General features: G+C 46.7%; 22 protein-coding genes, 1 tRNA gene, 3 rRNA genes, 2 pseudogenes and 2 riboswitches. Of the genes and pseudogenes, 9 read left to right on the top strand and 19 right to left on the bottom strand.

Annotation, left to right across the window (positions count from 1 at the left end):
* Positions 1–32: 32 nt before the first annotated feature.
* The 6 genes and pseudogenes from RE628_RS00140 (at position 33) to RE628_RS00115 (ending at position 5903) form a co-directional block, all read left to right on the top strand.
* A pseudogene (locus RE628_RS00140) lies at positions 33–2031 on the top strand (M1 family metallopeptidase).
* 135 nt (positions 2032–2166) lie between these two features.
* The gene (locus tag RE628_RS00135; protein ID WP_309156874.1) at positions 2167–2979 is read left to right on the top strand and encodes a hypothetical protein; all 813 of its coding nucleotides are present in this window, start codon (positions 2167–2169) and stop codon (positions 2977–2979) included.
* 221 nt (positions 2980–3200) lie between these two features.
* A riboswitch (cyclic di-AMP (ydaO/yuaA leader) is annotated at positions 3201–3335 on the top strand.
* A 3-nt stretch (positions 3336–3338) separates the two neighbouring features.
* Complete coding sequence (locus tag RE628_RS00130; RefSeq protein WP_309156873.1) at positions 3339–3830, top strand: C40 family peptidase; 492 nt, start codon at positions 3339–3341, stop codon at positions 3828–3830.
* Between the two features lie 232 nt (positions 3831–4062).
* A riboswitch (cyclic di-AMP (ydaO/yuaA leader) is annotated at positions 4063–4198 on the top strand.
* A gap of 3 nt (positions 4199–4201) precedes the next feature.
* Positions 4202–4672 carry a C40 family peptidase gene (locus RE628_RS00125; RefSeq protein WP_309156872.1) on the top strand — a complete coding sequence of 157 codons (471 nt, stop codon included), beginning with the start codon at positions 4202–4204 and terminating at the stop codon, positions 4670–4672.
* 214 nt (positions 4673–4886) lie between these two features.
* Positions 4887–5411, top strand: a complete 525-nt coding sequence (locus RE628_RS00120; RefSeq protein WP_309156871.1) for a GNAT family N-acetyltransferase — start codon at positions 4887–4889, stop codon at positions 5409–5411.
* Positions 5412–5546: 135 nt separating this feature from the next.
* Entirely contained in the window at positions 5547–5903 is a 357-nt protein-coding gene (locus RE628_RS00115) for a c-type cytochrome (protein ID WP_309156870.1), read from the top strand.
* Between the two features lie 114 nt (positions 5904–6017).
* Here RE628_RS00115 and RE628_RS00110 read toward each other — a convergent pair whose 3' ends face one another.
* Entirely contained in the window at positions 6018–6317 is a 300-nt protein-coding gene (locus RE628_RS00110; RefSeq protein WP_309156869.1) for a 4a-hydroxytetrahydrobiopterin dehydratase, read from the bottom strand.
* A gap of 164 nt (positions 6318–6481) precedes the next feature.
* On the bottom strand, positions 6482–6775 hold the full coding sequence (locus RE628_RS00105) for a hypothetical protein (RefSeq protein ID WP_309156868.1): 294 nt from the start codon (positions 6773–6775) through the stop codon (positions 6482–6484).
* A 190-nt stretch (positions 6776–6965) separates the two neighbouring features.
* On the opposite strand from RE628_RS00105, the pseudogene motA reads away from it, so the two are divergent.
* Positions 6966–7768: pseudogene (motA, locus tag RE628_RS00100) on the top strand (flagellar motor stator protein MotA).
* Positions 7752–8519, top strand: a complete 768-nt coding sequence (locus RE628_RS00095) for a flagellar motor protein MotB (protein WP_375143021.1) — start codon at positions 7752–7754, stop codon at positions 8517–8519. The pseudogene motA and the gene RE628_RS00095 overlap by 17 nt, the downstream one beginning before the upstream one ends.
* A gap of 79 nt (positions 8520–8598) precedes the next feature.
* Here the strand turns inward: RE628_RS00095 and RE628_RS00090 are convergent, their stop codons facing one another.
* Genes RE628_RS00090 through RE628_RS00075 form a run of 4 tightly spaced genes read right to left on the bottom strand, consistent with a single transcriptional unit; the run spans position 8599 to position 11098 of the window.
* The gene (locus RE628_RS00090; RefSeq protein WP_309156867.1) at positions 8599–9300 is read right to left on the bottom strand and encodes a pseudouridine synthase; all 702 of its coding nucleotides are present in this window, start codon (positions 9298–9300) and stop codon (positions 8599–8601) included.
* Between the two features lie 18 nt (positions 9301–9318).
* The gene (locus tag RE628_RS00085; RefSeq protein ID WP_309156866.1) at positions 9319–10200 is read right to left on the bottom strand and encodes an ATP-binding protein; all 882 of its coding nucleotides are present in this window, start codon (positions 10198–10200) and stop codon (positions 9319–9321) included.
* Positions 10197–10709, bottom strand: coding sequence for a HAMP domain-containing protein (locus RE628_RS00080; RefSeq protein WP_309156865.1), 513 nt, complete (start codon positions 10707–10709; stop codon positions 10197–10199). Before RE628_RS00080 ends, RE628_RS00085 begins: the two co-directional genes overlap by 4 nt.
* Positions 10706–11098, bottom strand: coding sequence for a hypothetical protein (locus RE628_RS00075; protein WP_309156864.1), 393 nt, complete (start codon positions 11096–11098; stop codon positions 10706–10708). The genes RE628_RS00080 and RE628_RS00075 overlap by 4 nt, the downstream gene beginning before the upstream one ends.
* 468 nt (positions 11099–11566) lie before the next feature.
* Here RE628_RS00075 and tadA point away from each other — a divergent pair, with 468 nt between their 5' ends.
* On the top strand, positions 11567–12064 hold the full coding sequence (gene tadA, locus RE628_RS00070; protein ID WP_309156863.1) for a tRNA adenosine(34) deaminase TadA: 498 nt from the start codon (positions 11567–11569) through the stop codon (positions 12062–12064).
* An 89-nt stretch (positions 12065–12153) separates the two neighbouring features.
* Here the strand turns inward: tadA and RE628_RS00065 are convergent, their stop codons facing one another.
* From RE628_RS00065 to RE628_RS00005, 13 genes are all read right to left on the bottom strand, one after another.
* Positions 12154–13017 (bottom strand): YitT family protein, encoded by an 864-nt coding sequence (locus tag RE628_RS00065; RefSeq protein ID WP_309159317.1) that lies wholly within the window; start codon positions 13015–13017, stop codon positions 12154–12156.
* 250 nt (positions 13018–13267) lie between these two features.
* Positions 13268–13423, bottom strand: a complete 156-nt coding sequence (locus RE628_RS00060) for a small acid-soluble spore protein P (protein WP_309156862.1) — start codon at positions 13421–13423, stop codon at positions 13268–13270.
* 148 nt (positions 13424–13571) lie between these two features.
* Positions 13572–13660, bottom strand: a tRNA-Ser gene (locus tag RE628_RS00055).
* Between the two features lie 61 nt (positions 13661–13721).
* Entirely contained in the window at positions 13722–15005 is a 1284-nt protein-coding gene (serS, locus tag RE628_RS00050; protein WP_309156861.1) for a serine--tRNA ligase, read from the bottom strand.
* A 139-nt stretch (positions 15006–15144) separates the two neighbouring features.
* Positions 15145–15729 (bottom strand): pyridoxal 5'-phosphate synthase glutaminase subunit PdxT, encoded by a 585-nt coding sequence (pdxT, locus tag RE628_RS00045; RefSeq protein ID WP_309156860.1) that lies wholly within the window; start codon positions 15727–15729, stop codon positions 15145–15147.
* A gap of 77 nt (positions 15730–15806) precedes the next feature.
* Positions 15807–16688 carry a pyridoxal 5'-phosphate synthase lyase subunit PdxS gene (gene pdxS / locus RE628_RS00040; RefSeq protein WP_309156859.1) on the bottom strand — a complete coding sequence of 294 codons (882 nt, stop codon included), beginning with the start codon at positions 16686–16688 and terminating at the stop codon, positions 15807–15809.
* Positions 16689–16776: 88 nt separating this feature from the next.
* Positions 16777–18162, bottom strand: coding sequence for a D-alanyl-D-alanine carboxypeptidase family protein (locus RE628_RS00035; protein ID WP_309156858.1), 1386 nt, complete (start codon positions 18160–18162; stop codon positions 16777–16779).
* Between the two features lie 172 nt (positions 18163–18334).
* Positions 18335–19795, bottom strand: a complete 1461-nt coding sequence (guaB, locus tag RE628_RS00030) for an IMP dehydrogenase (RefSeq protein WP_309156857.1) — start codon at positions 19793–19795, stop codon at positions 18335–18337.
* A 360-nt stretch (positions 19796–20155) separates the two neighbouring features.
* On the bottom strand, positions 20156–20749 hold the full coding sequence (gene clpP, locus RE628_RS00025) for an ATP-dependent Clp endopeptidase proteolytic subunit ClpP (protein WP_309156856.1): 594 nt from the start codon (positions 20747–20749) through the stop codon (positions 20156–20158).
* Between the two features lie 77 nt (positions 20750–20826).
* Positions 20827–21624, bottom strand: a complete 798-nt coding sequence (locus RE628_RS00020) for an RNA polymerase sigma factor (RefSeq protein ID WP_309156855.1) — start codon at positions 21622–21624, stop codon at positions 20827–20829.
* A 181-nt stretch (positions 21625–21805) separates the two neighbouring features.
* Positions 21806–21922 (bottom strand): 5S ribosomal RNA (gene rrf, locus RE628_RS00015).
* 98 nt (positions 21923–22020) lie between these two features.
* Positions 22021–24948: ribosomal RNA gene (locus RE628_RS00010) — 23S ribosomal RNA — on the bottom strand.
* Between the two features lie 218 nt (positions 24949–25166).
* A 16S ribosomal RNA gene (locus RE628_RS00005) occupies positions 25167–26720 on the bottom strand.
* Together the 16S, 23S and 5S rRNA genes form the textbook arrangement of a ribosomal RNA operon.
* Between the last annotated feature and the right edge of the window lie 102 nt (positions 26721–26822).

Raw genomic sequence — 26822 nt, 5'->3', positions numbered from 1 at the left:
GTAGATGCTTGTCAACGGGAGGTATCCATTGTATGACCCGAAGAATTTTAATCTTTGGCCTTTCCATCGTAGCCCTATGCCTCATCGCCGGAACGGCCCGCTATTTCTATCAACAGAGCCAGACTCATCAGGCTGCCTTCACCCTGGATAAGAACAAGCCTGGGCAAATAGCCGAGATAGAGCATGTATCTTCCGCGCCTCAGAGCGAGAGCATCCAGCAGCCAACCGCTGAGGTGCTCAGCAACCGTGTAACGGAGTATCATATCAACGTTAAGCTGGACGAACAAGAAAATACGCTGACAGGTTCGGAGACGGTCACCTGGACGCATCCTGGTAAGAAATCGGTCAACGAGCTCTACCTACATTTATATCCCAATGCTTTTACCTCGGCAGATAGTACATTTATGAAGGAATCGGGAGGCAAGCTGCGAAATGACGCCATGCCAAAGGATGGCTGGGGATCAATGGAGCTGACCGAAATTCGGACAACCGATGGGATCTCCTTGCTTCACCGGATTCAATATGTTCAACCCGATGACGGCAATTCCAAGGACAAGACGCTTGTTAGAGTACGTCTACCTGTCTCTGTTCAAAGTGGTGAGAGCATCACCCTGAAGATCAACTTCACCGTGAAACTGCCGAAGATCTTTGCCCGCATGGGTGCAGCAGGCGACTTTGTTATGGCTGGCCAATGGTTCCCCAAGGTAAGTGTGTACGAGCCTGCCGGTACAAGGGGACGCGCCACTGAAGGTTGGAACCTGCATCAATATCATGGCAACTCTGAATTTTATGCCGATTTCAGCATATACAGCGTGGGAATAGATGTTCCCGAGAATTACACGGTCGCCGCCACTGGCTTCCCGACTAAAGCGGCCCGCATCCAGGATGGACGTAAGCATGTACAGTACTACGCCGACGATGTACATGATTTTGCCTGGGCGGCCTCACCTGACTTCATCTATGCAGAAGAGCCTTTCTCTTCTGACTCGGTCCCCGGCGTGCGAATCAAGCTATATCTTGATCCGCCCATAAGGATTTGAAAGATCGTTATTTCTACGCTGCCAAAGTGGCTCTCGCTAACTTCAGTAAGTGGTATGGAAGTTACCCATACTCCACGTTATCAATCGTCGTCCCGCCCGCGGAAGCGAACGGTGCAGGAGGTATGGAATACCCAACTCTAGTGACTTCCTTTGGAGCAAAGAGCGACTCACCGGATTTCAATGAGCTGGAGCGAACAGTCATCCATGAGATTGCCCACCAGTATTTCTATGGAATGATCGCCAGCAATGAATTCGAAGAAGCCTGGCTGGATGAAGGATTCGCATCCTACGCGGAAGATAAGCTGATGGAACAAGAATTCACCGCCAACCTTCCACTCCCGATCCAAGCGGCTATTATCACTTCTCCGGCTTCGCTAACCCAGTCTGCATGGAAATATGGAGCCAGCGATATATATGCTCAGAATGCCTATTATCGGGGCAAGCTGATTCTGCTTGATATCGAGAAGCAGGTAGGCGCCAAGACGATGCGGCGGATCATGTTCAACTACAGTACGGAGTACCGCTTCAAGCATCCTACGACTACGGATTTTCAGCGAATCGTTGAGCGGGTCACCGGACGATCATGGAAGAATTATTTCAACCAATATGTATATGGCGACAAAATGGCCGATTTTTCCGTAGATCATATTCAAGTCTACACGGTGGACTCGAAGGACGGTCCTGCCTATGAGTCAGTCATTGATATTAGCCGTAAAGGCGCCAGTTACCCGAGGTGGCAATATTGCTCACGTTCAAAGACGGACATACCTTACAGAAGACTTGGAATGTGGATAACGACTCCTTGCAGATTAAGGTCCAATACAAAGAGCCTGTGGATTGGGTACAAATCGACCCGGAATACTCGCTCGTTCTGGAGAATAAACACATTAACAATTATCTGAAAGCTGAGATTCAGGAACCTGTAGGCACCCGTTCCACACTAACGATCATCAAATTGCTGGAGACGGTGTTCGGTTCGCTTTTATGGTAAATAGCCTATTCTACGAAGTCTAGCCTAACAAAACTCAGCACATGCTTTCGAAGCCAGTTTTGTCCGATGATCATTCTACGAAGTCTAGCCTAACAAAACTCTAAGGGGGAAAAGTATGATCTATATACGTAGTGGATGGAGTCTTATAAAAAACCAGCTTCCCTCTATCATCATTCTGTTTCTGTATCAGTTGCTTTGGGGATTATTTTTATACAGACTCATCAATTCAGTTGTAACGGAGGTCCTGGTCAGATACCCAGATCCCCACCCAATCCGCTTAGCCAGGCTCTATTCCTCCTGGAGGGTCCTAACGAGCTCAAACATAGCTCTGAGATCCACCTCTATCTATGGCTGCTGCTCGGAATGACTCTCATCCGGCTGCTGGTGACTCCCCTGCTCCAAGCAGGAGTTCTGTATGGCTTAATGCCCAAGGAGGAGCGGAAGAGTGGACTTCCGCTGTTCCGCGGTATGAAGGAATTTGGGAGGCCGGTCTTCCTCTTCCTATTTATCGAGCTTGTATTAATCAGCATACCGCTTATATGGATCCTGCCTCACGTCCAGGGAATTCTGCCTGACTTATTGCGTTCAGGAACCATACAGGTCACCCCCATACTGAAGGTATCCGCCGTTCTATTCGCTTGGATGATCTATTGCTGGTTCATAGACCAATGCTTGCTGTTCGCACAATTCGGCTATCTTTTCAAAAGAGGTCTATGGGGATCTATTCTAATAGGTGTTAAATATGTACTTCCTGGAGCAGGTATCTCTCTCATTCTCGGAGCCTTTGCCCTAATCCTGTTCATCATCTTCGGCTCCGTATCGTGGATTTGGACCGGATTACTCGCTCTCATCTTGCAACAAAGCTATCCTTTCATACGAAGTTTATTCAGAGTCTGGGGATTAACCTCTCAATATCAGCTATGGGAAATTAAGTCACAAAAAAGTTAAAAAAATTTTACCACTATAATCCCTTATGCCATAAGGCCTCCGCCAAAATCGGAGGTCTTCTTCTGTTTATTTCTCTCTGAATCTTGTGATTTAACCATTGCCAAAATATACATACCTTTGTTACAATAACAACAGTAGAAATTCAGTAACAGTTTTGTAATCATTATTGTCATAATAAGTCAAGTAATAGCAATAGCGAGTGTAATTATAACAATTATTTATGAAATCATTGGCCGAATTCCCTTAACGGGGAACGGGGAACCACTTTGGGTGAATTGATCTCGCAAGAGAGGGATCATAGGGAACCTTCAACCGAATCCTTAAGCTAACCTCGTAGGCAATCGGAAGGAGTATTTTACTTGAAGAAACAGTTAACTACATTAGCTCTTGGTGTTACATTGCTTTTCTCCATCGGAACTGGTAGCGCTTTCGCGGACTCCAAATTAGATACTGCTATTGATGGAGCCTTAGGAACGAAGTACGTATCCGGTGGTACAACAACTTCTGGGTTTGACTGCTCTGGATTTACGATGTATGTATTCAACAAGATCGGTATCAAGCTTCCTCACCAATCGGGATCGCAATATAAAATGGGCGAATCCGTATCCAAAGATGCACTGATCGCTGGCGACCTGGTGTTTTTCAACACTTCCGGCAGTGGTGTGTCCCACGTAGGTGTCTATGTTGGTGATGGAAAATTTGCTCACGCTTCCTCCTCTAAGGGTGTAGTGATCAGCAAATTGAGCGAGAAATACTATGTAGATCGTTATGTTGGAGCTAAACGTATCATGAGTTCTGACAAATTCGAAGAGGTTACTGGAGATGCTTCGGATCACGATGATGTAGAATAATAACGAATGCTAAGCCCGCGGCGATTTCAATCGGAATCGTAACCGCGGGCTTTTTATTTGCCATTGGCCTATGCATAGCCCTTTGTGCCTATGCAAAGGACCGACAAACATAGACTTCTAGATCAAATATTTCGACAAGCTTGTCATTGTTGGGCGGGTTTGGTAAGATAACCAATGTAATAGTAACAAGTTTGTAATTTCTGTTGTAACTATCGTAACTTTTGGGTGCATCAACTAAGAACAGCCGAATTCCTAAGCACCCGGGAAACGGGGGAACCATTTGGGGTGAATTGACCGCTATCACGCAGTCATAGGGAACCTTCAACCGAATCCGCAAGCTAACCTCGCAGGCCTTGGAAGGAGCTTACATCTTGAGAAAAACATTCATCGCAGCCGCAGCAAGCTTAGCTATCTTCTTCACCATGCAATCCGGCAACGCTTTTGCGAGCACCACTCTGACTAATGTAGTTGATTCAGTATACGGTACACCTTACAGACTCGGTGGAATCAGCGCCAACAGCGGCTTTGATTGTTCAGGCTTTACCAAATATGTATATCAGAAAATGGGCGTAACCCTGCCTCGTGTATCTACAGACCAGTACAAGCAAGGGACTGCGGTAAGCAAGAGCCAGTTGAAGCCTGGCGATCTCGTCTTCTTCAATACATTGGGTAATGGAGTATCCCATGTAGGCATTTATATTGGCCATGGAGAGTTCGCACACTCCTCCTCGTCCAAAGGCGTTCGTATCGACAGCTTGGACAACAGCTACTACAAAACACGTTATGTCGGTGCCAAGCGCATTCTTGACCAAAACACTTATTCTATGTATGCCGAAGCTTAACTCCAGCGTTTAACCATTTGACTCTAACTTTCATTTCATTCATACATCATTTATCTATATTATAGAAGTGCAATTGATCCTCCCGGAGTCAATTGCACTTTTTTTATATTCGAAAATCTCGCTAACACCTTTACAACGATTAAAATTCCCGTTAGAGTGAGTTTAAAAAGGTAATATAGGCATCCTATCATGCAATCAGCAAGGAGGCGTAAATATGGAAAAGTATATTCCGAAATTTCGTATCGTACCTATGGAAGAAGACCATGGCGCAGATATCTGCACCTGGCGCTACGATTCTCCCTATGACGTATATAGCTGGCTCCCTTGGGAACAAATGAAGGCGCTCGATGTAGAATTCGGCAATCCTGCACTACGGGCCGAACAATACGCCTCCCTATTGGATGAGACTGGCGAGCTCGCTGGCTTTGCCCAATACTTCCCTCTTAAAGGAGTAACCCGTATTGGGGTCGGGATGAGACCTGATTTATGTGGTCACGGCTATGGTAAGTCATTTGTCATCGCGATTGTGGAGGAAGCGCTACGTCGCAAGCCTAGTAATGAGGTGGATCTCGAGGTTCTGACGTGGAATAAAAGAGCGATCCGGGCCTATCAAAAGTCAGGCTTCGTCATTACAGACTTATATGAAAAGATGACGCCCGGCGGCATTTCCAAGCCTTACTATTGTATGGTATTTCGCGGACTCCCTAAGGAGGAAGAGTTCGATCACAACGAACTATAATGTTGTCTGTGATGATTTGCATATATTTTCAAGAAAACACTAAATTATCATTACTTTTTTTGTCACAAACGCTATGATCAACTGCAATGTTCCGGTATAATGTAATCGATAGCTTACATAAAAGGGGCGATTCGTGTGCAGAAATGGATCATGAGCGGATTACTCGGCGTGGCATTCATTATGGCCATCGTGTTGATTTTTACCTTACCTGGTAAAGAAGAAGTGGCCAAAGAGGCCAAGCCAACCATGCCTGAAATCACACTCAGTGCTGATCAGGCTCAAGCTACAATCAAGGCAAACTGTATCAGTTGCCATGGCGATCAACTGCAAGGTAACGTTGGTCCAAATTTGCAGAAAATCGGAACTACACTATCAGCGGATCAGCTCTACGGCATCATCAAGAAGGGCAGAGGACAAATGCCAACCTTTCAGGATAAGCTGAAGGACGAAGAAATTGCGAACGTAGCCCTGTGGCTTGCGGAGCAGAAATAATCGTAACAAGAAGAATGCCCGCCAAGGATATCATCCTGGCGGGCATTCTTCTGTTAAGCCGGCTGACATAGACCATGATACCTCTCATTTAGCCCGGCTGTATCCTATCCTATATCAACTTACAGAACGAGCCTTCTCAAAGGCCTCGTTATACTGCTGTGCCTCTTTAATATCAACGGCCGTTATTCCGCCTTCTTCCCAAGATGTCAGCCGAAGCGTCACTGTTTTATGGTCAATGGTTATAAAAGGATGATGATTAAACGCTTCTGATATAGCTGCTACTTCATCTACAAAAGCGATCCCCTTCATATAATTAGAGAAGGTATATTTACGAACGATCCATCGCCCTTCTTCTAGCTCCCATCCTTCCAACTTTTCTAAATGCGCTTCTATTTCCTGCGGTGTAAACGGCATATTAATTTCTACCTCCCGTTCGTTCTAAAAATGTATCCGAATATCATTCTTGCATATCATCCGTACCTGAGATTTCAATTTATTGTATTCTTCTATTCTAATGATCATGCTATCCAATATATTACCACAAGCCTTACTGTTTCAACAAAATAAGGCAATTAATATTAAATCAATGTAACGAAATCCAGTTCTTCCTCTCCAATCAAGAAATTAATCCGATGATTATCCGCATCATAGATCACAACCCCACTACCAACGGAAATGACCGGAACGGTACCTAATGCAAAGAATAGGTCCTCGGCCAGCGCCTCCTGGACTTCCAGTCTCTCCTCCTCCGACAGCGCTTCCCATTCGGACGACTCCATCTCAAAGAAAATATAGCTATCAGAAATCCGGCCTACCGCCTTCGTCAGATCTGCCAAAATATATTCATAATCTCTTCCGTGCTTTACGCCCACAATCCTTTTTCTCCCTTCGCTCTAACGAATATTTCAATCGTAGTCCCATTATACCGGAAAATCGCCCTTAAAAAAAAAGGGAATTCTGTCGATAAAAAAGATAAGCCATTTCCATAGAATCAGAAATGCCGTTCTGCAAGGATGCGGGTGGCAGAATTATGGAATAATTATCTCAAGGACGAGGTGTGCAATGGAAATCTCAACGATTATTGGACTTATTCTTGGACTCGTGGCACTCATTTGGGGAATGTATCTAAAAGGCGCGCCGATTGAAAGCTTGGTCTCTAACCCAGCGGCCTTTGTCATTATCTTCGTGGGAACCGCGGCGACTTTATTCATGGCGTTCCCGCTATCCGAGCTGAAGAAATTCCCGAAGTTGCTTAAAATGACGGTCGTGAAGCAAAAAATTATTACGAAGGGCGAACTGATGGCTCTGTTTGCGGAATGGGCTACAATTACCCGCCGCGAAGGACTGCTCGCTCTGGAAGCCAAGGTAGAAGAAATCAACGATGATTTCTTGCGGAATGGATGCGAATGATCATTGACGGCAATGATCAGGAATTCGTGCAGGATGTTCTGACAGAGGACATCGCCGCTACTGAAGAAAGACACAAAGCAGGGGCTCAAATCTTCTCACAAGCTGGGATGTACGCACCTACGCTCGGGGTACTCGGTGCCGTTGTCGGTCTGATCGCGGCCCTATCGGATATGAGTAATGTCGATATTCTATCTCATGCGATCTCAGGTGCTTTTATCGCAACCGTATTCGGTATTTTCACCGGTTATGTATTGTGGCATCCGATTGCCAATAAACTCAAACGTCTCTCTAAGAAAGAAATAGAGATCCGACTAATGATGGTAGAAGGCCTGTTATCTATTCAATCAGGGGTGTCTACGATCGCTATTCAACAAAAACTTGCTGTATTCTTAACCCCTGCCGAACGTGCTCAAATCCTAGAAAAGGGGGCGGGTGAAGGTGCGCAAACGGAATAAACACAATCAAGAACATGAGGAGCATGCAGACGAGAGCTGGCTGCTTCCTTATTCTGACTTAATGACCCTTCTGCTTGCGATGTTTATCGTCCTGTTCGGAATGAGCTCGGTGAACGCGGAGAAATTCAAAGCGGTCAGTGATGCCTTTAACAATGTTCTTAGCGGTGGAACGGGTATCCTGGATCAAAGCTCGTTCAATACCAACGATATGCAATCCTTCAAAGTTCAACCTAAGCCGAGTGACATTAAGGCCAGTATGAGCGAGCTTAAGCGCAGAGAGCAGGAGAACCTGGAAGGGCTGAAAAAGCAATTAGACAACTATATCAAACAGAATGGACTGACTAATGACCTTGATACGAAGCTCAATCAGTCCCAGCTGATGATTACGATTAGCGACAAAGCGTTGTTCCCTTCAGGAGAGGCTGAGGTGAAGCAGGATGCCCGGAAGCTGGCCAAGGCAATCTCAGACATGTTGGAAGAGTTCCCGGACTACGAGGTCATCGTCTCCGGTCATACTGATAATGTGCCGATATCCAATAAGGAGTTCCCATCCAACTGGGATCTAAGTTCAGCTCGGGCCCTTAATTTCATGAAGATCCTGCTGCTTAACACTCAGCTTGATCCGCAGAAATTTAGTGCGATTGGATACGGCGAATACCACCGGTATCCTCGAACAACGCAGCATCTGGCAGGGCACAGAACCGCCGCGTCGAAGTATCCATTATTCGTAAATACATCGATCCGGATCTGAAGCCAGCCGTATCTACGGCTCATGAATAAGAAAAAGATGGAGACCAGAACCCTGGCTCCATCTTTTTCTTATTAACAACTTACAGCTTATAATTCAGCATACTACCTAGCTCTCTCTTCTCCGGTTCGGTCAATTCACGCCACGCCCCGACCTTCAGTGATCCAAGCTGAATATTCATTATGCGGATCCTCTGCAGATTCTGTACATCATACCCAAGAGCGCTACACATACGACGAATCTGGCGATTCTTGCCCTCGACGAGTATAATCCGGAACGTTCGATCAGAGATTCTTGTAATCCGACATGGCAAGGTCATCGCACCTAGAATTCTGACCCCCTCCCCCATTGCCTTAAGGAATGAAGGGGTAATCGGACGATTCACTGTCACGATATATTCCTTCTCATGCTTGCCTTCAGAGCGCAAAATCTTATTAACAATATCACCATCACTGGTCAGCAAGATTAAACCTTCCGAATCCTTATCCAGACGTCCGATCGGAAAAATACGCTCTTCATGTCCGACAAAGTCGACGATATTGCCTTTGATATGATGCTCTGACGTACTCGTAATCCCAACAGGCTTATTCAAAGCGATGTAGACATGCTTAGACGGCTTCTCCTGGAGGGGAGCCCCGTTAATCCTTACATCGTCTCCCGGCTCAGCCTGACTCCCCAGCAAAGCGGTCATACCGTTGATTGTTACCTGTCCAGACTCAACCAGCTTGTCTGCTTCCCGTCTCGAGCAATATCCTGTCTCACTAATAAATTTATTAATTCTCACCGTTGTATGGTCACCCCGTTATGCTATTTCTCCTGTAGTGGACGTAACTACCTCTCCTTGCGCTTCAATGAAACGCGGAAGGGTAATCGTCACGGTCGTCCCCTTACCTAGCTTACTTTCGATTTCAAACAATCCCTTGTGGCCTTCTATAATACGCTGGCTGATCATTAGTCCGAGGCCTGTCCCTTTCTCCTTGCTCGTATAGAACGGTTCTCCCAACTTATCAAGCCGTTCCTGCGATATCCCTTCCCCTTCATCAATGAAGCGAATAGCAACGTGATGCTCGCCATGATTACCGACCTGGAGTATAATTCGTCCTCCCCCAGGCATCGCCTCCATTGCATTCTTCAATACATTAATGAACACTTGCTTCAATTGGTTCTCTTCACAGTGTACCAGAAGAGGGGAAGTAGAGAAATGGTGCTCGAATTCAATATTATGTAAATGCGCCTCACTATCCAGCAGCGATATCACATCGCCGACGGTATACCTTACATCCTTGATTTCAAACTGAACGGCCTGCGGCTTAGCCAGAATCAAAAATTCACTCACGATCATATTAATCCGCTCCAGCTCAGAGAGCATGATATCCGTGTGTGTATCATTCACAGTATGCGCACGCTGTTGAAGTTGAAGAAATCCCCTAAGCGTAGTCAGCGGATTGCGAATTTCATGCGCTACGCCAGCCGCCAGTTGCCCGACCGTCCGTAGTTTCTCCGCGCGCCTGAGCAGTTCCTCCATTTTATTATGCTCGGTCATATCCCTGGAAATGCTGATCAAAGATACGATCTCACCATCTTCATCGAGTATAGGAGAAATGCTGATGCTGACATTAATTTGCCTTCCATCTTTGCATAGACGAACCGTCTCAGCAAGTACGTATGGACGCCCATCCCTCAACTCCTTGAGCCAGCCCTCTCTCTCCCTTGATAAGAATGAGGTACAAAATCGAGCTTAACGCCAACAATCTCATCGCTATTCCAGCCATACAATTGTTCGAACGCCTTATTCACTTCCAGGATTTCGCCACTTAAATCCGTGACATGAATCGCATCAGCCATCTGATTGATAATCGATTCTAGACGTTCTTTGATAGCCTGATTTTCATTATTCTTAAGCTGTAACTCTTCCGTGTAATGACCCATATTATCCGCCATCATATTAATCTGCCTACCCAGTACACCGAGTTCATCTTGGCGCTTAACCTCGATCCTCGCCCGGAAATCCCCTGATGATAAACGATTCACCTTATACAGAATATTTTGCACAGGTCGAATCAACTCTCCAGCCAGAATATAGCTGGAGAATACGACGATCTGCAAGAGAACAATGGAGATCGCAATCTCATTAATCAACTGCTTGGTTATCGCCGCCGATATCGGTTCATAGCTTGAGATGATTCGGATCATATAAGGACGCTGATTGTCCGGCTGGATGGGAATGTAGCTCTCCAGTACACGCTTGCCGTTAATCCTTGTATCCTTGAGTAGGCTTGCCCCCTATAAGCTGCTTCTCTAGCTTCTTCAAAGAGACTGGTATTACTCGCATACTCATACGAGCCAAATAGAATGCTGGGGCGATCATGAGGTTCATCTGGGAAGAAACCCATCACTTCCAATAGATGAGGGTTGGAACTGAGTGACTCGCTAACCATTTTCTCCGGACTCGTCATATCAAGCATTCCTTCAAAAGAAGGATCGTTCTCCGTCTGTTTGCCAACTTCATTTCTCTTCACATATTCATTTATAGAACGGGACTGTTCCACAGCTAAAGCAATTTGCTTAGCAATTAACATCATATTGGCCTCACTGTCCCTACGAAGATTGTCACGAGTTGACAGAAAACTAAGAACGATGTTAACCGTTAATAAAACTAGAGCAAAAAGAGACATAACTATAGATAATTTGGATTTAATGGACAAATGGTCTTCTCACCTCTTGGTAGGACATTGAGGTTAATGTCGAATCTCGCATGGTTACTACCCTCATCATAACCGTATTGTAAGATTTTGCAAAGACGTTGAAATTCCTATTTCCTTTATCTACAATTAAGAAAAAATATCTAATTTCTATGATTTATCACCCAAATCTAAAAAAGTTATGCACAAGTTATGAACATATGCACAACCCTAAAGTCTAATATGTGTATAATAATGGGGATAAAGACGCAGTTATCAACAGTGTTATCAACAACATGTTAACAACGAATATTTGTTCGTTGGACAAAATACTGAATATTTTATCTGAACAACCATGAATGGAGCTGAATGGTCATGTCATTACCTTTAATACACGAACCCCCTGCATCAACATTTCCCCATGATTACTGGATGGGTGAAGCGATCGCTGAAGCGCGCAAGGCGGAAGCGATTGGGGAGGTGCCGATTGGTGCAATTATTGTTCGTGGAGATAAAATTATAGGTCGAGGATACAATCTGAGAGAAAGTTCGCGGGATGGGACAGCTCATGCCGAGATGATCGCGATTCGTGAGGCGAGTGAACATCTTGATGCGTGGCGATTATTACATTGTCGGCTATATGTGACACTGGAGCCCTGCCCGATGTGCGCTGGTGCCATTGTCCAATGCCGAGTACCACATGTCATCTATGGCGCTCCTGATCCCAAAGCAGGCTGTGGAGGGACCCTTATGAATCTGCTACAGGAACCTAGGTTCAATCACCGTACAGAATTGACTGCAGGCATTCTGGAAGAAGAGTGTGCAGACCTGCTTAAGCAATTTTTCAAGAAGTTACGTCATAAATAACGCAAACAGATAGGCTGGCTCGGATTTAATCCGAGCCAGCCTAATTTAACATATTATTAAACAACGTAGCCGGACTATCTTCCTAGCCATTAATGAATGGCTTTTTTCTTGAAGCGCCCGCCCTTTACGTCATGGATATTTCCTACAGCCATAAAAGCATTCTCATCGTAATGATTTACAATTTCTTTAAGCTTGGCTTCTTCCAAGCGAGTAATTACACAAAATATAACCCGTTTCGGATCACCTGAAAATCCACCTTCACCTGACAAATAAGTAACGCCACGGCCCAAGCGGCTCAATATAGCAGATCCGATCTCATCGATTTGATCGCTAATGATCCAAACCGATTTGGACTCGTTGAGACCATCCACCACAATATCAATCGTCTTATAAGCAATATAATAAGCTAACAAAGAGAACAATGCTCGTTCCCATCCAAATACAAAACCTGCACTTAAAAGAATGAAAAAATTGAAAAACATAATGATCTCGCCAACGGAAAATGGCGTCTTGCGTGAAATCAAAATTGCTACAATCTCCGTACCATCCAAAGATCCTCCAAATCGAATAACGATACCTGTCCCTAAACCGAGCAAAATCCCGCCGAATACAAAAGCAAGCAGAGTATCATGTACAAAAGGATCAACAGGATGAAGCAAGGCCGTACCAAGAGACATGATCGAGATTCCCAGTAAGGTAGAAAACGCGAAGGTCTTACCGATTTGCTTGTAGCCAATAATTAGAAATGGAAGATTAAAAAGAAATAGAAAAATACCAAGTGGCAATCCAGATAAATAAGAGGACATGACGGAGATACCGGTGATTCCACCATCCGTTATCTTGTTCGGAACTAGGAATAACTCCAGCGCAACTGAGACAATAATGGCACCCACAACAATAAAGATGGATCTCATCAGGATATTCCCTACAGACTTCTGCTTATGCTGTATCATCGTTTGGGATTTCGCCGTCTCAGAGATCGTCTCCAGGTTTACAGAGTTCAAACGCATCACTTACCTTTCATCTATAGTATAAATTTAGAGTTTCTCTCCCACCCACGTCATTTCGTATGGTCAAGTCCCTACTTATATTATGACATTTTCTTTGTCTCATGTCTTGTTAATTTGAATTTAAGATAAAAAATCCGGCAGATTGCCGGATAAATTGAGGCGGAGTCGAGACGATCTCATCTTCATTGATACACTAGCCTTGTGGATTATTATGACTAACGTGGTTGCGATTCTTAACCTTCTTGGAGCCCGATAGCGGCTCCGGGCCATCATGTTCCCTTTCATCCCTGCGACGGTCATTCTGGTTTGTCTGGGTTCCCGGTGTCGTATACCCTTTAGGCTTGGTCATATCGTGATTCCCTCCAATTCCATTGATCGATCCACTTGTAACTTGTGAAGAAATCGCCTGCTTTATACAACAAAAAAATGAGGATATATCATCCTCATTTCAGCTCGTTCAATATAGTAACCTTCTTCAAGGTTTGTTATTAATAATATGGCGGAGAGGATGGGATTCGAACCCATGTGGGCTTGCACCCTAACGGTTTTCAAGACCGCCCCGTTATGACCGCTTCGGTACCTCTCCAAGTATGAATCTGATTCGCGTAACAAATCAGATTCTAACATAAATTTTTGACTTAATCAAGTTATTTCTTTAAAGTGATCATTTCCACGCCGCCCATATACGGACGAAGCACTTCAGGAATCACTACACTGCCATCCTCTTGTTGATAATTCTCCAGAATAGCAGCTACTGTTCGTCCTACAGCCAATCCAGAGCCGTTCAAGGTGTGGACAAATTCTGGCTTTGCCTTCGGTTCTGGACGGAAACGAATGTTAGCGCGACGTCCCTGGAAATCCTCTACATTCGAGCAGGAGGAAATCTCACGGTACATATTGCTCTGCGGCAGCCATACCTCAAGATCGTACGTCTTGGCCGCAGTAAAGCCAAGGTCAGCCGTACACAGGGCCATCACGCGATAAGGCAGATTTAGCAGCTGCAGAACACGCTCCGCATTCGCCGTCATTTGCTCCAATTCATCGTAAGAGGAGTCTGGATGAACGATCTTGATCATCTCTACCTTGTTGAATTGATGCTGACGGATCAAGCCGCGCGTATCCCGCCCAGCCGATCCCGCTTCAGAACGGAAGCAAGAACTGTAAGCCACATATTTCTTAGGCAAATCTTCGGCATTCAGAATCTCTTCTCGATGATAGTTCGTTACCGGAACCTCTGCTGTCGGAATCAAGTAGTAGCCTTCCTCCGTCAGCTTGAATACATCTTCTTCAAACTTCGGAAGCTGTCCTGTCCCATACAAGCTGTCACGATTAACGATATATGGAGGCAGCATTTCTACATATCCGTGTTCGTTGCTATGCAAGTCCATCATGAAGTTAATCAAAGCGCGCTCCAAACGCGCACCCAAGCCTTTATAGAAGGTAAAGCGGGAACCTGTTACTTTGGCTCCTGCCTCGAAGTCAAGAATGTCAAGTTCGGTTGCGATATCCCAATGTGCCTTCGGCTCAAAATCAAACGAACGTGGATCGCCAATGCGGCGCACTTCTACATTATCATCCTCAGAAGTACCGATCGGTACGCTACTATGCGGAATGTTCGGTATGCTCATCGTCAAATTATCGATCTTCGCTTCAAGCTCACGCACTTCTTCATCCAGAGCCTTGATCCGGTCACCAACCTCACGCATCTCTACGATCAGGTCATTCGCATCCTCTTTATTCTTCTTCCGTTTAGCAACCTCTGCAGATACCGTGTTACGACGGTTCTTCAGCGATTCACTCTCTTGGAGCAGCTCCCGACGTTTCTCGTCAAGCGGTAAAAAGTCGGTGATCATCTCCAATGATTTACCCCGGTTCTGAAGAGCTTGTTCGACACGAGCGTAGTCATTTCTCAATATTTTAACATCTAACATGGATAGTCCCTCCTAGAATCATCCCGTAGCAGCCGTGCCGATTACAAGCTGAACAATACACGCCGGGATCGCTTAAACGACAAGAATCAATCAAAAAACAACCTTGACCCTTGGAAAGAGTCAAGGCGTCTTCAACTATTTATTGTACGGCCGCCTGGTAAGTCTTAATCATCTCTGTAAAATAAGTATGCAGGGAGTAATCATCCGTAAGCTCTGGATGGAATGAAGAAACGAGTAAATGTCCTTGCCGGGCCGCAACGATCTCATCATTGTGGGTCGACAGAATATCAACTTCATTTCCTACTGCTGTAATTAATGGCGCGCGAATAAATACAGCTCGAAGCGGCTCCTGAAGTCCCTTTACATCAAGATCCGTCTCAAAGCTCTCACGCTGGCGTCCAAAGGCATTCCGGGAGACCTTGATATCCATCAGCCCGAGATGTGCTTCTTCTCCGCTTTCGATTTCGTTGGCCATTACGATCAGTCCGGCACAAGTGCCAAATATCGGCTTCCCTTGCTCCGAGAACGCCCGAATAGCGTCAATAAATCCGTACTTCCGCATCAATTTACCGATCGTCGTACTCTCGCCGCCTGGAATTATCAATCCATTCAGCTCTTCAAGCTGCTCAGGATGCTTCACAGCAACGCCTTCTGCTCCCGCAAGCTCTATGCTACGGATATGCTCCGCTACAGCACCTTGCAATGCCAATACTCCTACCTTCATGGCCAAACCTTCTTTCTCTATCCAAGCTATCGACTTAAGACGCGATTCACAAACTGGAACCGCGTCTTAGAGTCATATTACCAACCGCGATCGGACATACGCTCAGCGGCGGACAATTTCGAGATTTCAATACCTTTCATTGGTGTACCCAAGTTCTTGGATACTTCCGCAATCAACTTATAATCCGTGTAATGGGTAGTCGCTTCTACAATCGCACGAGCGAACTTCTCAGGGCTATCCGATTTGAAAATACCAGAGCCAACGAATACGCCATCAGCGCCCAAATGCATCATCAAAGCGGCGTCTGCAGGAGTAGCAACTCCACCAGCTGCAAAGTTTACAACCGGAAGCTTGCCTGCTTCATGGACTTCAAGCAACAAATCATAGGCTACGCCAAGATTCTTGGCTTCAGCATACAGTTCATCCTTGGACATGTTCTGTACTTTACGGATTTGGCTGTTGATCAGACGCATATGGCGAACAGCTTCAACAATGTTGCCGGTACCTGGTTCACCCTTCGTACGAATCATCGATGCACCTTCGCTAATACGACGCAGTGCTTCACCCAGATCCTTCGCACCACATACAAACGGAACAGTGAATTCACGTTTATCAATATGGAATACTTCATCTGCCGGAGTCAGTACTTCACTCTCATCAAGATAGTCTACCCCAAGCGATTCCAAAACTTTAGCTTCCACGAAATGACCGATCCGTGCCTTGGCCATAACTGGGATGGATACCACTTTCATAACTTCTTCAACGATAGTTGGGTCAGCCATACGGGCTACGCCGCCAGCTGCACGAATATCGGAAGGAACACGTTCCAAAGCCATAACAGCGGTCGCACCGGCTGCTTCGGCGATCTTAGCTTGCTCGGCGTTCATAACGTCCATGATAACGCCACCTTTTTGCATCTCAGCCATACCTCGTTTAACTCTCGATGTTCCAGTTTCCATAACTCCACGCCTCCCGATAATAATCTAACTTGTTATTTTACATTAGTCACCTAAAATATACAACCCATTCACTCGGAATTTATTCGCTCTAGAACAAATTCTTAATGCCATGGAACAGATCACTGAAGAAATCACCTATTGCCCGCATGAAAAGTTTGAACCAGTTGGCCTTCTCAGCATCCTGAGCAGTAACCAAATCAACTGTCTTCTCCAATGTCTGATTCATACCATCTGGCTTCAAGCTGTAAGTCACCGTTCCAACCTTAGTTCCCTTTGGAAGAGGAGCCGTTAGAGAGGCACTTTCCGGCGTCATCGTTACTTTGGATTCAACCTTGCTGACATCTGCACCCTTCGGAACGACGAAGGCTACTTCTTGGCTGCTCACCAGCGGAACATCGACGTCCTTCGCTTTCTTCACCTTAATTGTCTCTGATCCAGTTACTGTAGCATTAGAAGCAACGACTTGTTTCGTCTCAAAGTTATTAAAGCCGTAGTCGAGCACTTTACGCGTCTCCACGAAACGTGCTGCTTCCGATTTAGCATCTGCCCCCATCACAACACTGATTAGACGATGGCCATCACGTACAGCAGTACCAGTGAAGCAGTTACCTGCATTGCTAGTATGACCTGTCTTCAAGCCGTCCAAGCCTTCATAAGCATATTTCTTAAAGTTAGTAATACTCTTGTTAGCTTCCAACATCCAGTTCAAGTTAACGATCGGCGCCTTGTCACGTTCCCGGAATTTATAGGACTGAATCGTCGTAAATTGATTAAAGTCTGGATGATCCGTCACGATATATTTTGCTAGAATCGCCGCATCCTTAGCTGACATTACAGTCTCTTGATCGCCAGGTGTACGGAAATCAGCCGGCATATCCGCGATATCAAGTCCTGTGGAGTTCGCAAAGTGGGCGGTAGTCATGCCCATACGCTGTGCTTCTTCATTCATCAGCTTTATGAAATCTTGTTCCGAGCCAGCTGCAAATTCAGCCAGAGCTACCGTAGCATCATTGGCAGAACCAACAGCCATCGCGATATATAGATCTTTTACCGTATGTTGATCTCCTTCAGCCAGAAAAATTCTTGATCCCCTGGTTAAAGAAGCGTTTTTACCTACGGGTACAACAGTATCCCAACTGAATTTACCTTGTTTAACATAATCCGCAATAATATATTCAGTCATCATCTTGGTCATGCTCGCCGGTTGAAGTGGCTGTTCACCATTAAAATCAAGCAGGACTTGTCCAGTTGTAGCATCCATCAAAATAGCAGACTTTACCTTCAAGTCGAGAGATTCCACGGATGGCAGAGCGGACGCCTTCGCAGGAGCTGTCGTTTTCGTTGTCGATTCCTGTTTCGTCGTTTGCTGCGTTTGTGTACCCTCAGCCAGCGCCATCGCTGGAACTAGAGAGAAGCACAACATATTCAAAACCAATATAGAAGCAGCACTTTTACGAATAAAATGCGGTTTCATAGGTTGTTTAGAAGTCGGAATTGCGCGTTGTTTTCTTTTCAGTTTCAATGTATCTTAAGCTCCCCTCATATTCTCGATTATTGCTTAGTCTATTCTATCACAGGGCACCCTGCAAAAAAGACAGGCCCAGCGATTTCCGCGTGGCCTGTCTATATCCAATATTATACATCTATTAACTAATAGAATAGTTAGGTGCTTCCTTCGTAATCTGAATATCATGTGGATGACTCTCGCGAAGTCCGGCGCCTGTAATTCGTACAAATTCTGTATCGTTGCGAAGCTCTTCAAGATTCTTAACTCCGCAGTAGCCCATGCCTGAACGAAGTCCACCAAGCAATTGATGAATCGTATCGGCTAGAGGGCCTTTATACGCTACGCGACCTTCAATACCCTCCGGAACCAGCTTCTTGTCATCATCTTGGAAGTAGCGATCCTTGCTGCCTTGCTTCATCGCAGCCATAGAACCCATACCTCTGTAGACTTTATAGCGGCGTCCTTGGTAAATCTCAGAGTCACCAGGGCTCTCTTCTGTACCTGCAAACATACTTCCCAACATTACAGCATGTCCACCTGCAGCCAAGGCCTTAGTGATCTCACCAGAGTATTTGATACCGCCATCGGCGATAATCGGAATGCCATATTCACGAGCAACTGTAGCACAATCATAGATTGCTGTAATCTGCGGTACACCGATTCCAGCGATAACCCGAGTCGTACAGATCGAGCCTGGCCCAATACCAACCTTAACAACCGAAGCGCCTGCCTCAATTAGTGCACGCGTAGCTTCACCCGTTGCCACATTACCTGCGATAATGGTCAACTCAGGATATTTTTTGCGAATATCAGCTACTGCTTCAATAATGTTAATATGATGACCATGCGCAGAGTCAAGTACGATAACATCCGCACCGGCATTCACCAGTGCCTCAGTCCGTTCAAACATATCCTTGGAGATACCTACAGCAGCACCAACCAGAAGTCTTCCTTGTGAATCCTTGGCTGCGTTCGGGAATTGGATCGCTTTTTCGATATCTTTAATCGTAATAAGACCTTTGAGAATATTATTCTCGTCCACTAATGGCAGCTTCTCGATCTTATGCTTCTGCAGAATAACCTCTGCCTCTTGGAGGGTTGTGCCAACAGGTGCAGTCACCAAATTCTCATGAGTCATAACCTCACTGATCTTGATGCTGTAATCATGTACAAATCTCAAGTCCCGGTTCGTCAAAATACCGATCAGCTTATTGTCCTCATCCACAATCGGTACACCGGAAATCCGGAATTTACCCATAACTGTCTCTGCATCAGAGACAAGATGATTTGCAGTCAAAGAGAACGGGTTCGTAATTACACCACTTTCCGAACGTTTAACCCGGTCTACTTCCTCTGCCTGCTGTTCGATCGGCATATTTTTATGAATAATACCAATACCGCCTTCGCGAGCAATCGCAATTGCCAGAGCCGATTCAGTTACCGTATCCATGCCAGCACTGATCAAAGGCACGTTCAATTTTACATTATCGCTAAGTCTGGTCGATACATCGACTTCCTTAGGCAATGTTTCCGATTTGCGAGGGATTAGTAGTACATCATCAAATGTTAAACCTTCTTTGTTAAATTTGCTTTCCCACACCTTGAAATTTCCTCCTTTAGTTTGAACTACCATTCGACCAATTCCCTTATAAATCAAGGCCAATTTGATACTTACGAAAATATATTAATTGCAATCTTAGCAAAGCCCCTATAGGCTGTCAAGAAAATGTGTCAGGAAAAAAGGTTAGGCTACCCCATGCATACGACTGTCCATCAGCAGCGTACACATCCGCAATTTCGAACATTTTATGATCATAATACTACCCAAAACGCTCCATTTTGATTCCGGTTATTGGTTAGTCTAGTTGCCACTAGACAAACAGGGACTGTCTCACTGTAGCGATAACTACACTTGAGACAATCCCAGAACTACTTGGAAATGTTCGGCCATCTTCCTAGACTATATATTATGCTGCCCTTGAATAACGTCATCAATAATCCCGTATTGTTTCGCTTCCTCCGCGGTCATGAAAAAGTCACGATCCATATCCTTTTCAATCTGCTCCAATGGCTGCCCGGTTCGCTTCGCTGCAATTTCATTGAGTCTACTGCGGATATTAACAATCCTTCTGGCACTGATTGCGATATCGCTGGCCTGCCCTTGCACGCCGCCATGGGGCTGGTGGATCATGACCTCACTATTCGGAAGCGCGAATCTCTTCCCCTTGGTGCCAGCTAATAGTAAAATCGCAGCGAACGATGCCGCCATCCCCGAACAAATCGTCTGCACATCCGGCTTCACATACTGCATCGTATCATAGATAGCAAAGCCCGCTGAGGTCGAACCTCCTGGACTATTGATATAGAAATAAATATCCTTCTCCGGGTCCTCTGCTGCCAGAAATAACATCTGTGCCACAATGCTGTTAGCTACCGTATCATTAATTTCCGAACCCAGGAAAATAATCCGATCCTTCAATAGCCTAGAGTAAATATCATACGACCGTTCGCCATGAGCGGTCTGGTCTATAACATAAGGAATCACTGTACTCATCACTTTCAGCCTCCTTAAAAAGGGTTGCTTATCTCAAGCTTCATGACTAATCATCCCAAAAGGTTCAACATCACAGCCTAAGCCGCCATGCTCCGGATAGGACCATAACTGCTCATCAAATCATTCGTCTTCATCTCGGCATGACTCTTCTTCCTGGATCTATCCTTATGCACATAATGTACGGCCGGGAGAACATCCCTGCTTCCTTCGTTCATCAGTAAGAGTAATGATGCGGCATCTTGTTCATGGAAGGCCTTAATATAGGCATAGACAGTGCTCTCATCCACTTTTGAGGCAGGGTATGAGCCATATTGTCTCTTTACCTTCCCTGAATCATCATCTTGGCTCATAGAGGCTGTAAGCACCCTTAACTTGGCTCGAACACGATGCAGTAGAGCCTTCACTGCACCCTCGGTCATATTTAGCATCCCAGATACTTCTCTCGATGTGAACATCAGACCATCAATCAATAGAAGGACGGTTCTCTGCTCCGGAGAAAACTTCTGAATCATCAGCTCCATGACTTGGTGAAGAGTAGAACGATCATAAGGCTGATATGAGCGTAGCGACTCTTCCGTCTGTTCGGACTCCATCGGCATCGATACAGTATCTAAGCGTCTCCTTCGTCCCTGATCAATCCAGGCATTTCGAGCAGTACGATATAAAAAGGCTCGAGATATATGGATCTGTGCGAGTGGCCTCTCCTGCACATAAGACCATACCTTCATCCAGGCCTCCTGAACAAGATCATCTCCCTCCCAGACCGAGCCTGTCAGAGAACGGCAGTATTTCTGCAGTGCCTGATAATGCTCCTGTATCCACTCGGGAAAAATCTTCACATTCTCAACCTTCTGATCCACCGGAATTCGATGCACTCGGTCATACCCCCTTACCGTCTGATGATCTATCTGTTCGCTCCTTACAGAGCCTTCACTGTAATAAACGAAAAAATCACCGTAATCGATACGGTGATTTAAAATTATCGTAAGTTTTTCTCTTCTTATTTTATTCTAAAAACAAAAAAACCACCACCGATCAACGGTAGTGGTTCTTATTGCTTGGCGACTTCCTACTCTCCCAGGACCCTTCGGTCCAAGTACCATCGGCGCTAGAGGGCTTAACGGTCGTGTTCGGGATGGGTACGCGTGGAACCCCTCCGCCATCGCCACCAAACGGGATTTTGTGCTTGCTAATCATTAGCTTGCTTCAAAATCGTTCAGATGTTTGATCACCTGAAAACTGGATACGAAACTAATTTTGCGTTTTAATATTTGGATAAGCCCTCGACCGATTAGTACCTGTCAGCTCCATACATTGCTGCACTTCCACCTCAGGCCTATCAACCTCGTCGTCTTCAAGGGGTCTTACTAATTGGGAAATCTCATCTTGAGGGGGGCTTCACGCTTAGATGCTTTCAGCGCTTATCCCTTCCGCACTTAGCTACCCAGCTATGCTCCTGGCGGAACAACTGGTACACCAGCGGTGCGTCCATCCCGGTCCTCTCGTACTAAGGACAGCTCCTCTCAAATTTCCTACGCCCACGACAGATAGGGACCGAACTGTCTCACGACGTTCTGAACCCAGCTCGCGTACCGCTTTAATGGGCGAACAGCCCAACCCTTGGGACCTACTTCAGCCCCAGGATGCGATGAGCCGACATCGAGGTGCCAAACCTCCCCGTCGATGTGGACTCTTGGGGGAGATAAGCCTGTTATCCCCAGGGTAGCTTTTATCCGTTGAGCGATGGCCCTTCCATGCGGTACCACCGGATCACTAAGCCCGACTTTCGTCCCTGCTCGACTTGTCAGTCTCGCAGTCAAGCTCCCTTTTGCCTTTGCACTCTTCGAATGATTTCCAACCATTCTGAGGGAACCTTGGGGCGCCTCCGTTACTCTTTAGGAGGCGACCGCCCCAGTCAAACTGCCCGCCTGACACTGTCCCCGTACCGGATCACGGTACTAGGTTAAACTCCAATACGATCAGGGTGGTATCCCAACGGCGCCTCCACCGAAGCTGGCGCTCCGGCTTCCTAGGCTCCCACCTATCCTGTACAAATCGTATCAAAGTCCAATATCAAGCTGCAGTAAAGCTCCATGGGGTCTTTCCGTCTTGTCGCGGGTAACCTGCATCTTCACAGGTATTAAAATTTCACCGGATCTCTCGTTGAGACAGCGCCCAAGTCGTTACGCCATTCGTGCGGGTCAGAATTTACCTGACAAGGAATTTCGCTACCTTAGGACCGTTATAGTTACGGCCGCCGTTTACTGGGGCTTCGGTTCATAGCTTCGGGTTACCCCTAACCACTCCCCTTAACCTTCCAGCACCGGGCAGGCGTCAGCCCGTATACTTCGCCTTGCGGCTTCGCACAGACCTGTGTTTTTGCTAAACAGTCGCTTGGGCCTTTTCACTGCGGCCCCCTCGTGCTATTCACACTACCGGGGCACCCCTTCTCCCGAAGTTACGGGGTCATTTTGCCGAGTTCCTTAACGAGAGTTCTTCCGCGCGCCTTAGAATTCTCTTCTCGCCTACCTGTGTCGGTTTGCGGTACGGGCACCTTCACCTGGCTAGAGGCTTTTCTTGGCAGTGTGAGATCATGACCTTCGGTACTATAAATTTTCCCTCCCCATCACAGCCCAGCCTTATCGATGTGCGGATTTGCCTACACATCAGCCTCACTGCTTGGACGAGCATCCATCAGCTCGCGTCACTACCCTCCTGCGTCACCCCATTGCTCATAACGGCTTACGGTGGTACAGGAATTTCAACCTGTTGTCCTTCGATTACGCCTTTCGGCCTCACCTTAGGTCCCGACTTACCCTGAGCGGACGAACCTTCCTCAGGAAACCTTGGGCTTTCGGCGGATCAGATTCTCACTGATCTTTTCGTTACTCATACCGGCATTCTCACTTGTATGCAGTCCACCAGTCCTTCCGGTCCAACTTCAATCCGCATACAACGCTCCCCTACCCCTGATGCAAAGCATCAAGCCATAGCTTCGGTGGTGTGTTTAGCCCCGTTACATTTTCGGCGCAGAGTCACTCGACCAGTGAGCTATTACGCACTCTTTAAATGGTGGCTGCTTCTAAGCCAACATCCTGGTTGTCTGTGCAACTCCACATCCTTTCCCACTTAACACACACTTGGGGACCTTAGCTGATGGTCTGGGCTGTTTCCCTTTTGACAATGGATCTTAGCACTCACTGTCTGACTCCCGGATAATAAGTCTATGGCATTCGGAGTTTGACTGAGCTTGGTAACCCTTGGCGGGCCCCGCACCCAATCAGTGCTCTACCTCCACGACTCTTCTTTCCGAGGCTAGCCCTAAAGCTATTTCGGGGAGAACCAGCTATCTCCGAGTTCGATTGGAATTTCTCCGCTACCCCCACCTCATCCCCGCACTTTTCAACGTACGTGGGTTCGGGCCTCCAGTGCGTGTTACCGCACCTTCACCCTGGACAGGGGTAGATCACACGGTTTCGGGTCTACGCCTACAAACTTAATCGCCCTATTCAGACTCGCTTTCGCTGCGGCTCCGGCTTCTCACCTTAACCTTGCTTGCAAACGTAACTCGCAGGTTCATTCTACAAAAGGCACGCCATCATCCATATAGAGGACTCTGACTTCTTGTAAGCACACGGTTTCAGGATCTATTTCACTCCCCTTCCGGGGTGCTTTTCACCTTTCCCTCACGGTACTGCTTCACTATCGGTCACTAGGGAGTATTTAGCCTTGGCAGATGGTCCTGCCGGATTCATACGGGGTTTCACGTGCCCCGCACTACTCAGGATCCGTCTCGGAGGGATTAGAATTTCGGTTACAGGGCTTTTACCTCTTCTAGCGGGCCTTTCCAGACCTCTTCGCCTACCCTAATCCTTGGTAACTCCATGTGAGACGTCCTACAACCCCAGAGAGCAAGCTCCCTGGTTTGGGCTTCTCCGCGTTCGCTCGCCGCTACTGACGGAATCACTATTGTTTTCTCTTCCTCAGGGTACTTAGATGTTTCAGTTCCCCTGGTATGCCTCTTCATCGCCTATGTATTCAGCAATGAGTGACTGGGTATTAATCCAGCCGGGTTTCCCCATTCGGACATCCTCGGATCAAAGCTTGCTTACAGCTCCCGAGGCAGTATCGTTGTTCGCCACGTCCTTCTTCGGCTCCTAGTGCCTAGGCATCCTCCGTGTGCTCTTAGTAGCTTAACCTACACTACTTATTTAAACTTGTTTTGACACAAGTTCAGCTTAAAGGAATGTTTCTAAAACGCAAATTTCGTTTCGTATATCCAGTTTTCAAGGATCAAATGACTGATTTGACTCAGTCGTTTTGAGAGTTAAACTCTCAAAACTGACCAACGAGTGAGCGTTGTGCTTCTTATAGAAGCTATTTGAATGTTTCCGTTGCAGGAAACGATTCTCCATAGAAAGGAGGTGATCCAGCCGCACCTTCCGATACGGCTACCTTGTTACGACTTCACCCCAATCATCTACCCCACCTTCGGCGGCTGGCTCCTTACGGTTACCTCACCGACTTCGGGTGTTGTAAACTCTCGTGGTGTGACGGGCGGTGTGTACAAGACCCGGGAACGTATTCACCGCGGCATGCTGATCCGCGATTACTAGCAATTCCGACTTCATGCAGGCGAGTTGCAGCCTGCAATCCGAACTGAGATCGACTTTGATAGGATTGGCTCCACCTCGCGGCTTCGCTTCCCGTTGTATCGACCATTGTAGTACGTGTGTAGCCCAGGTCATAAGGGGCATGATGATTTGACGTCATCCCCGCCTTCCTCCGGTTTGTCACCGGCAGTCATTCTAGAGTGCCCACCATCATGTGCTGGCAACTAAAATCAAGGGTTGCGCTCGTTGCGGGACTTAACCCAACATCTCACGACACGAGCTGACGACAACCATGCACCACCTGTCTTGAATGTCCCGAAGGAAAGGTACATCTCTGTACCAGGTCATTCGAATGTCAAGACCTGGTAAGGTTCTTCGCGTTGCTTCGAATTAAACCACATACTCCACTGCTTGTGCGGGTCCCCGTCAATTCCTTTGAGTTTCAGTCTTGCGACCGTACTCCCCAGGCGGAATGCTTAATGTGTTAACTTCGGCACCAAGGGTATCGAAACCCCTAACACCTAGCATTCATCGTTTACGGCGTGGACTACCAGGGTATCTAATCCTGTTTGCTCCCCACGCTTTCGCGCCTCAGCGTCAGTTACAGCCCAGAGAGTCGCCTTCGCCACTGGTGTTCCTCCACATATCTACGCATTTCACCGCTACACGTGGAATTCCACTCTCCTCTTCTGCACTCAAGCTACCCAGTTTCCAATGCGACCTAAGGTTGAGCCTTAGGATTAAACACCAGACTTAAATAGCCGCCTGCGCGCGCTTTACGCCCAATAATTCCGGACAACGCTTGCCCCTACGTATTACCGCGGCTGCTGGCACGTAGTTAGCCGGGGCTTTCTTCTCAGGTACCGTCACTCCGGTAGCAGTTACTCTACCGGACGTTCTTCCCTGGCAACAGAGCTTTACGATCCGAAAACCTTCATCACTCACGCGGCGTTGCTCCGTCAGACTTTCGTCCATTGCGGAAGATTCCCTACTGCTGCCTCCCGTAGGAGTCTGGGCCGTGTCTCAGTCCCAGTGTGGCCGTTCACCCTCTCAGGTCGGCTACGCATCGTCGCCTTGGTGAGCCGTTACCCCACCAACTAGCTAATGCGCCGCAGGTCCATCTATAAGTGACAGATTGCTCCGTCTTTCATTATCTCCCCATGCGAGAAAATAAATTATCCGGTATTAGCTAACGTTTCCGCTAGTTATCCCAGTCTTACAGGCAGGTTACCTACGTGTTACTCACCCGTCCGCCGCTAACCATCAGGAGTGCAAGCACTCCATCAAGTCCGCTCGACTTGCATGTATTAGGCACGCCGCCAGCGTTCGTCCTGAGCCAGGATCAAACTCTCCAATAAAGTGTTTGACTTGCTCATTTTGAAACTGACTTATTTCTTAGATTTCACTTGACGTGAAACCCGCTCACTCGTTGTTCAGTTTTCAAAGATCAACTTCGTTTT

The organism is Paenibacillus sp. D2_2, from assembly GCF_031199965.1.
In the GTDB taxonomy this organism is placed as follows: Bacteria; Bacillota; Bacilli; order Paenibacillales; family Paenibacillaceae; genus Fontibacillus.
The sequence above is the reverse complement of the archived record's forward strand: the minus strand, read 5'-3'. Positions and strand labels throughout refer to the sequence as shown.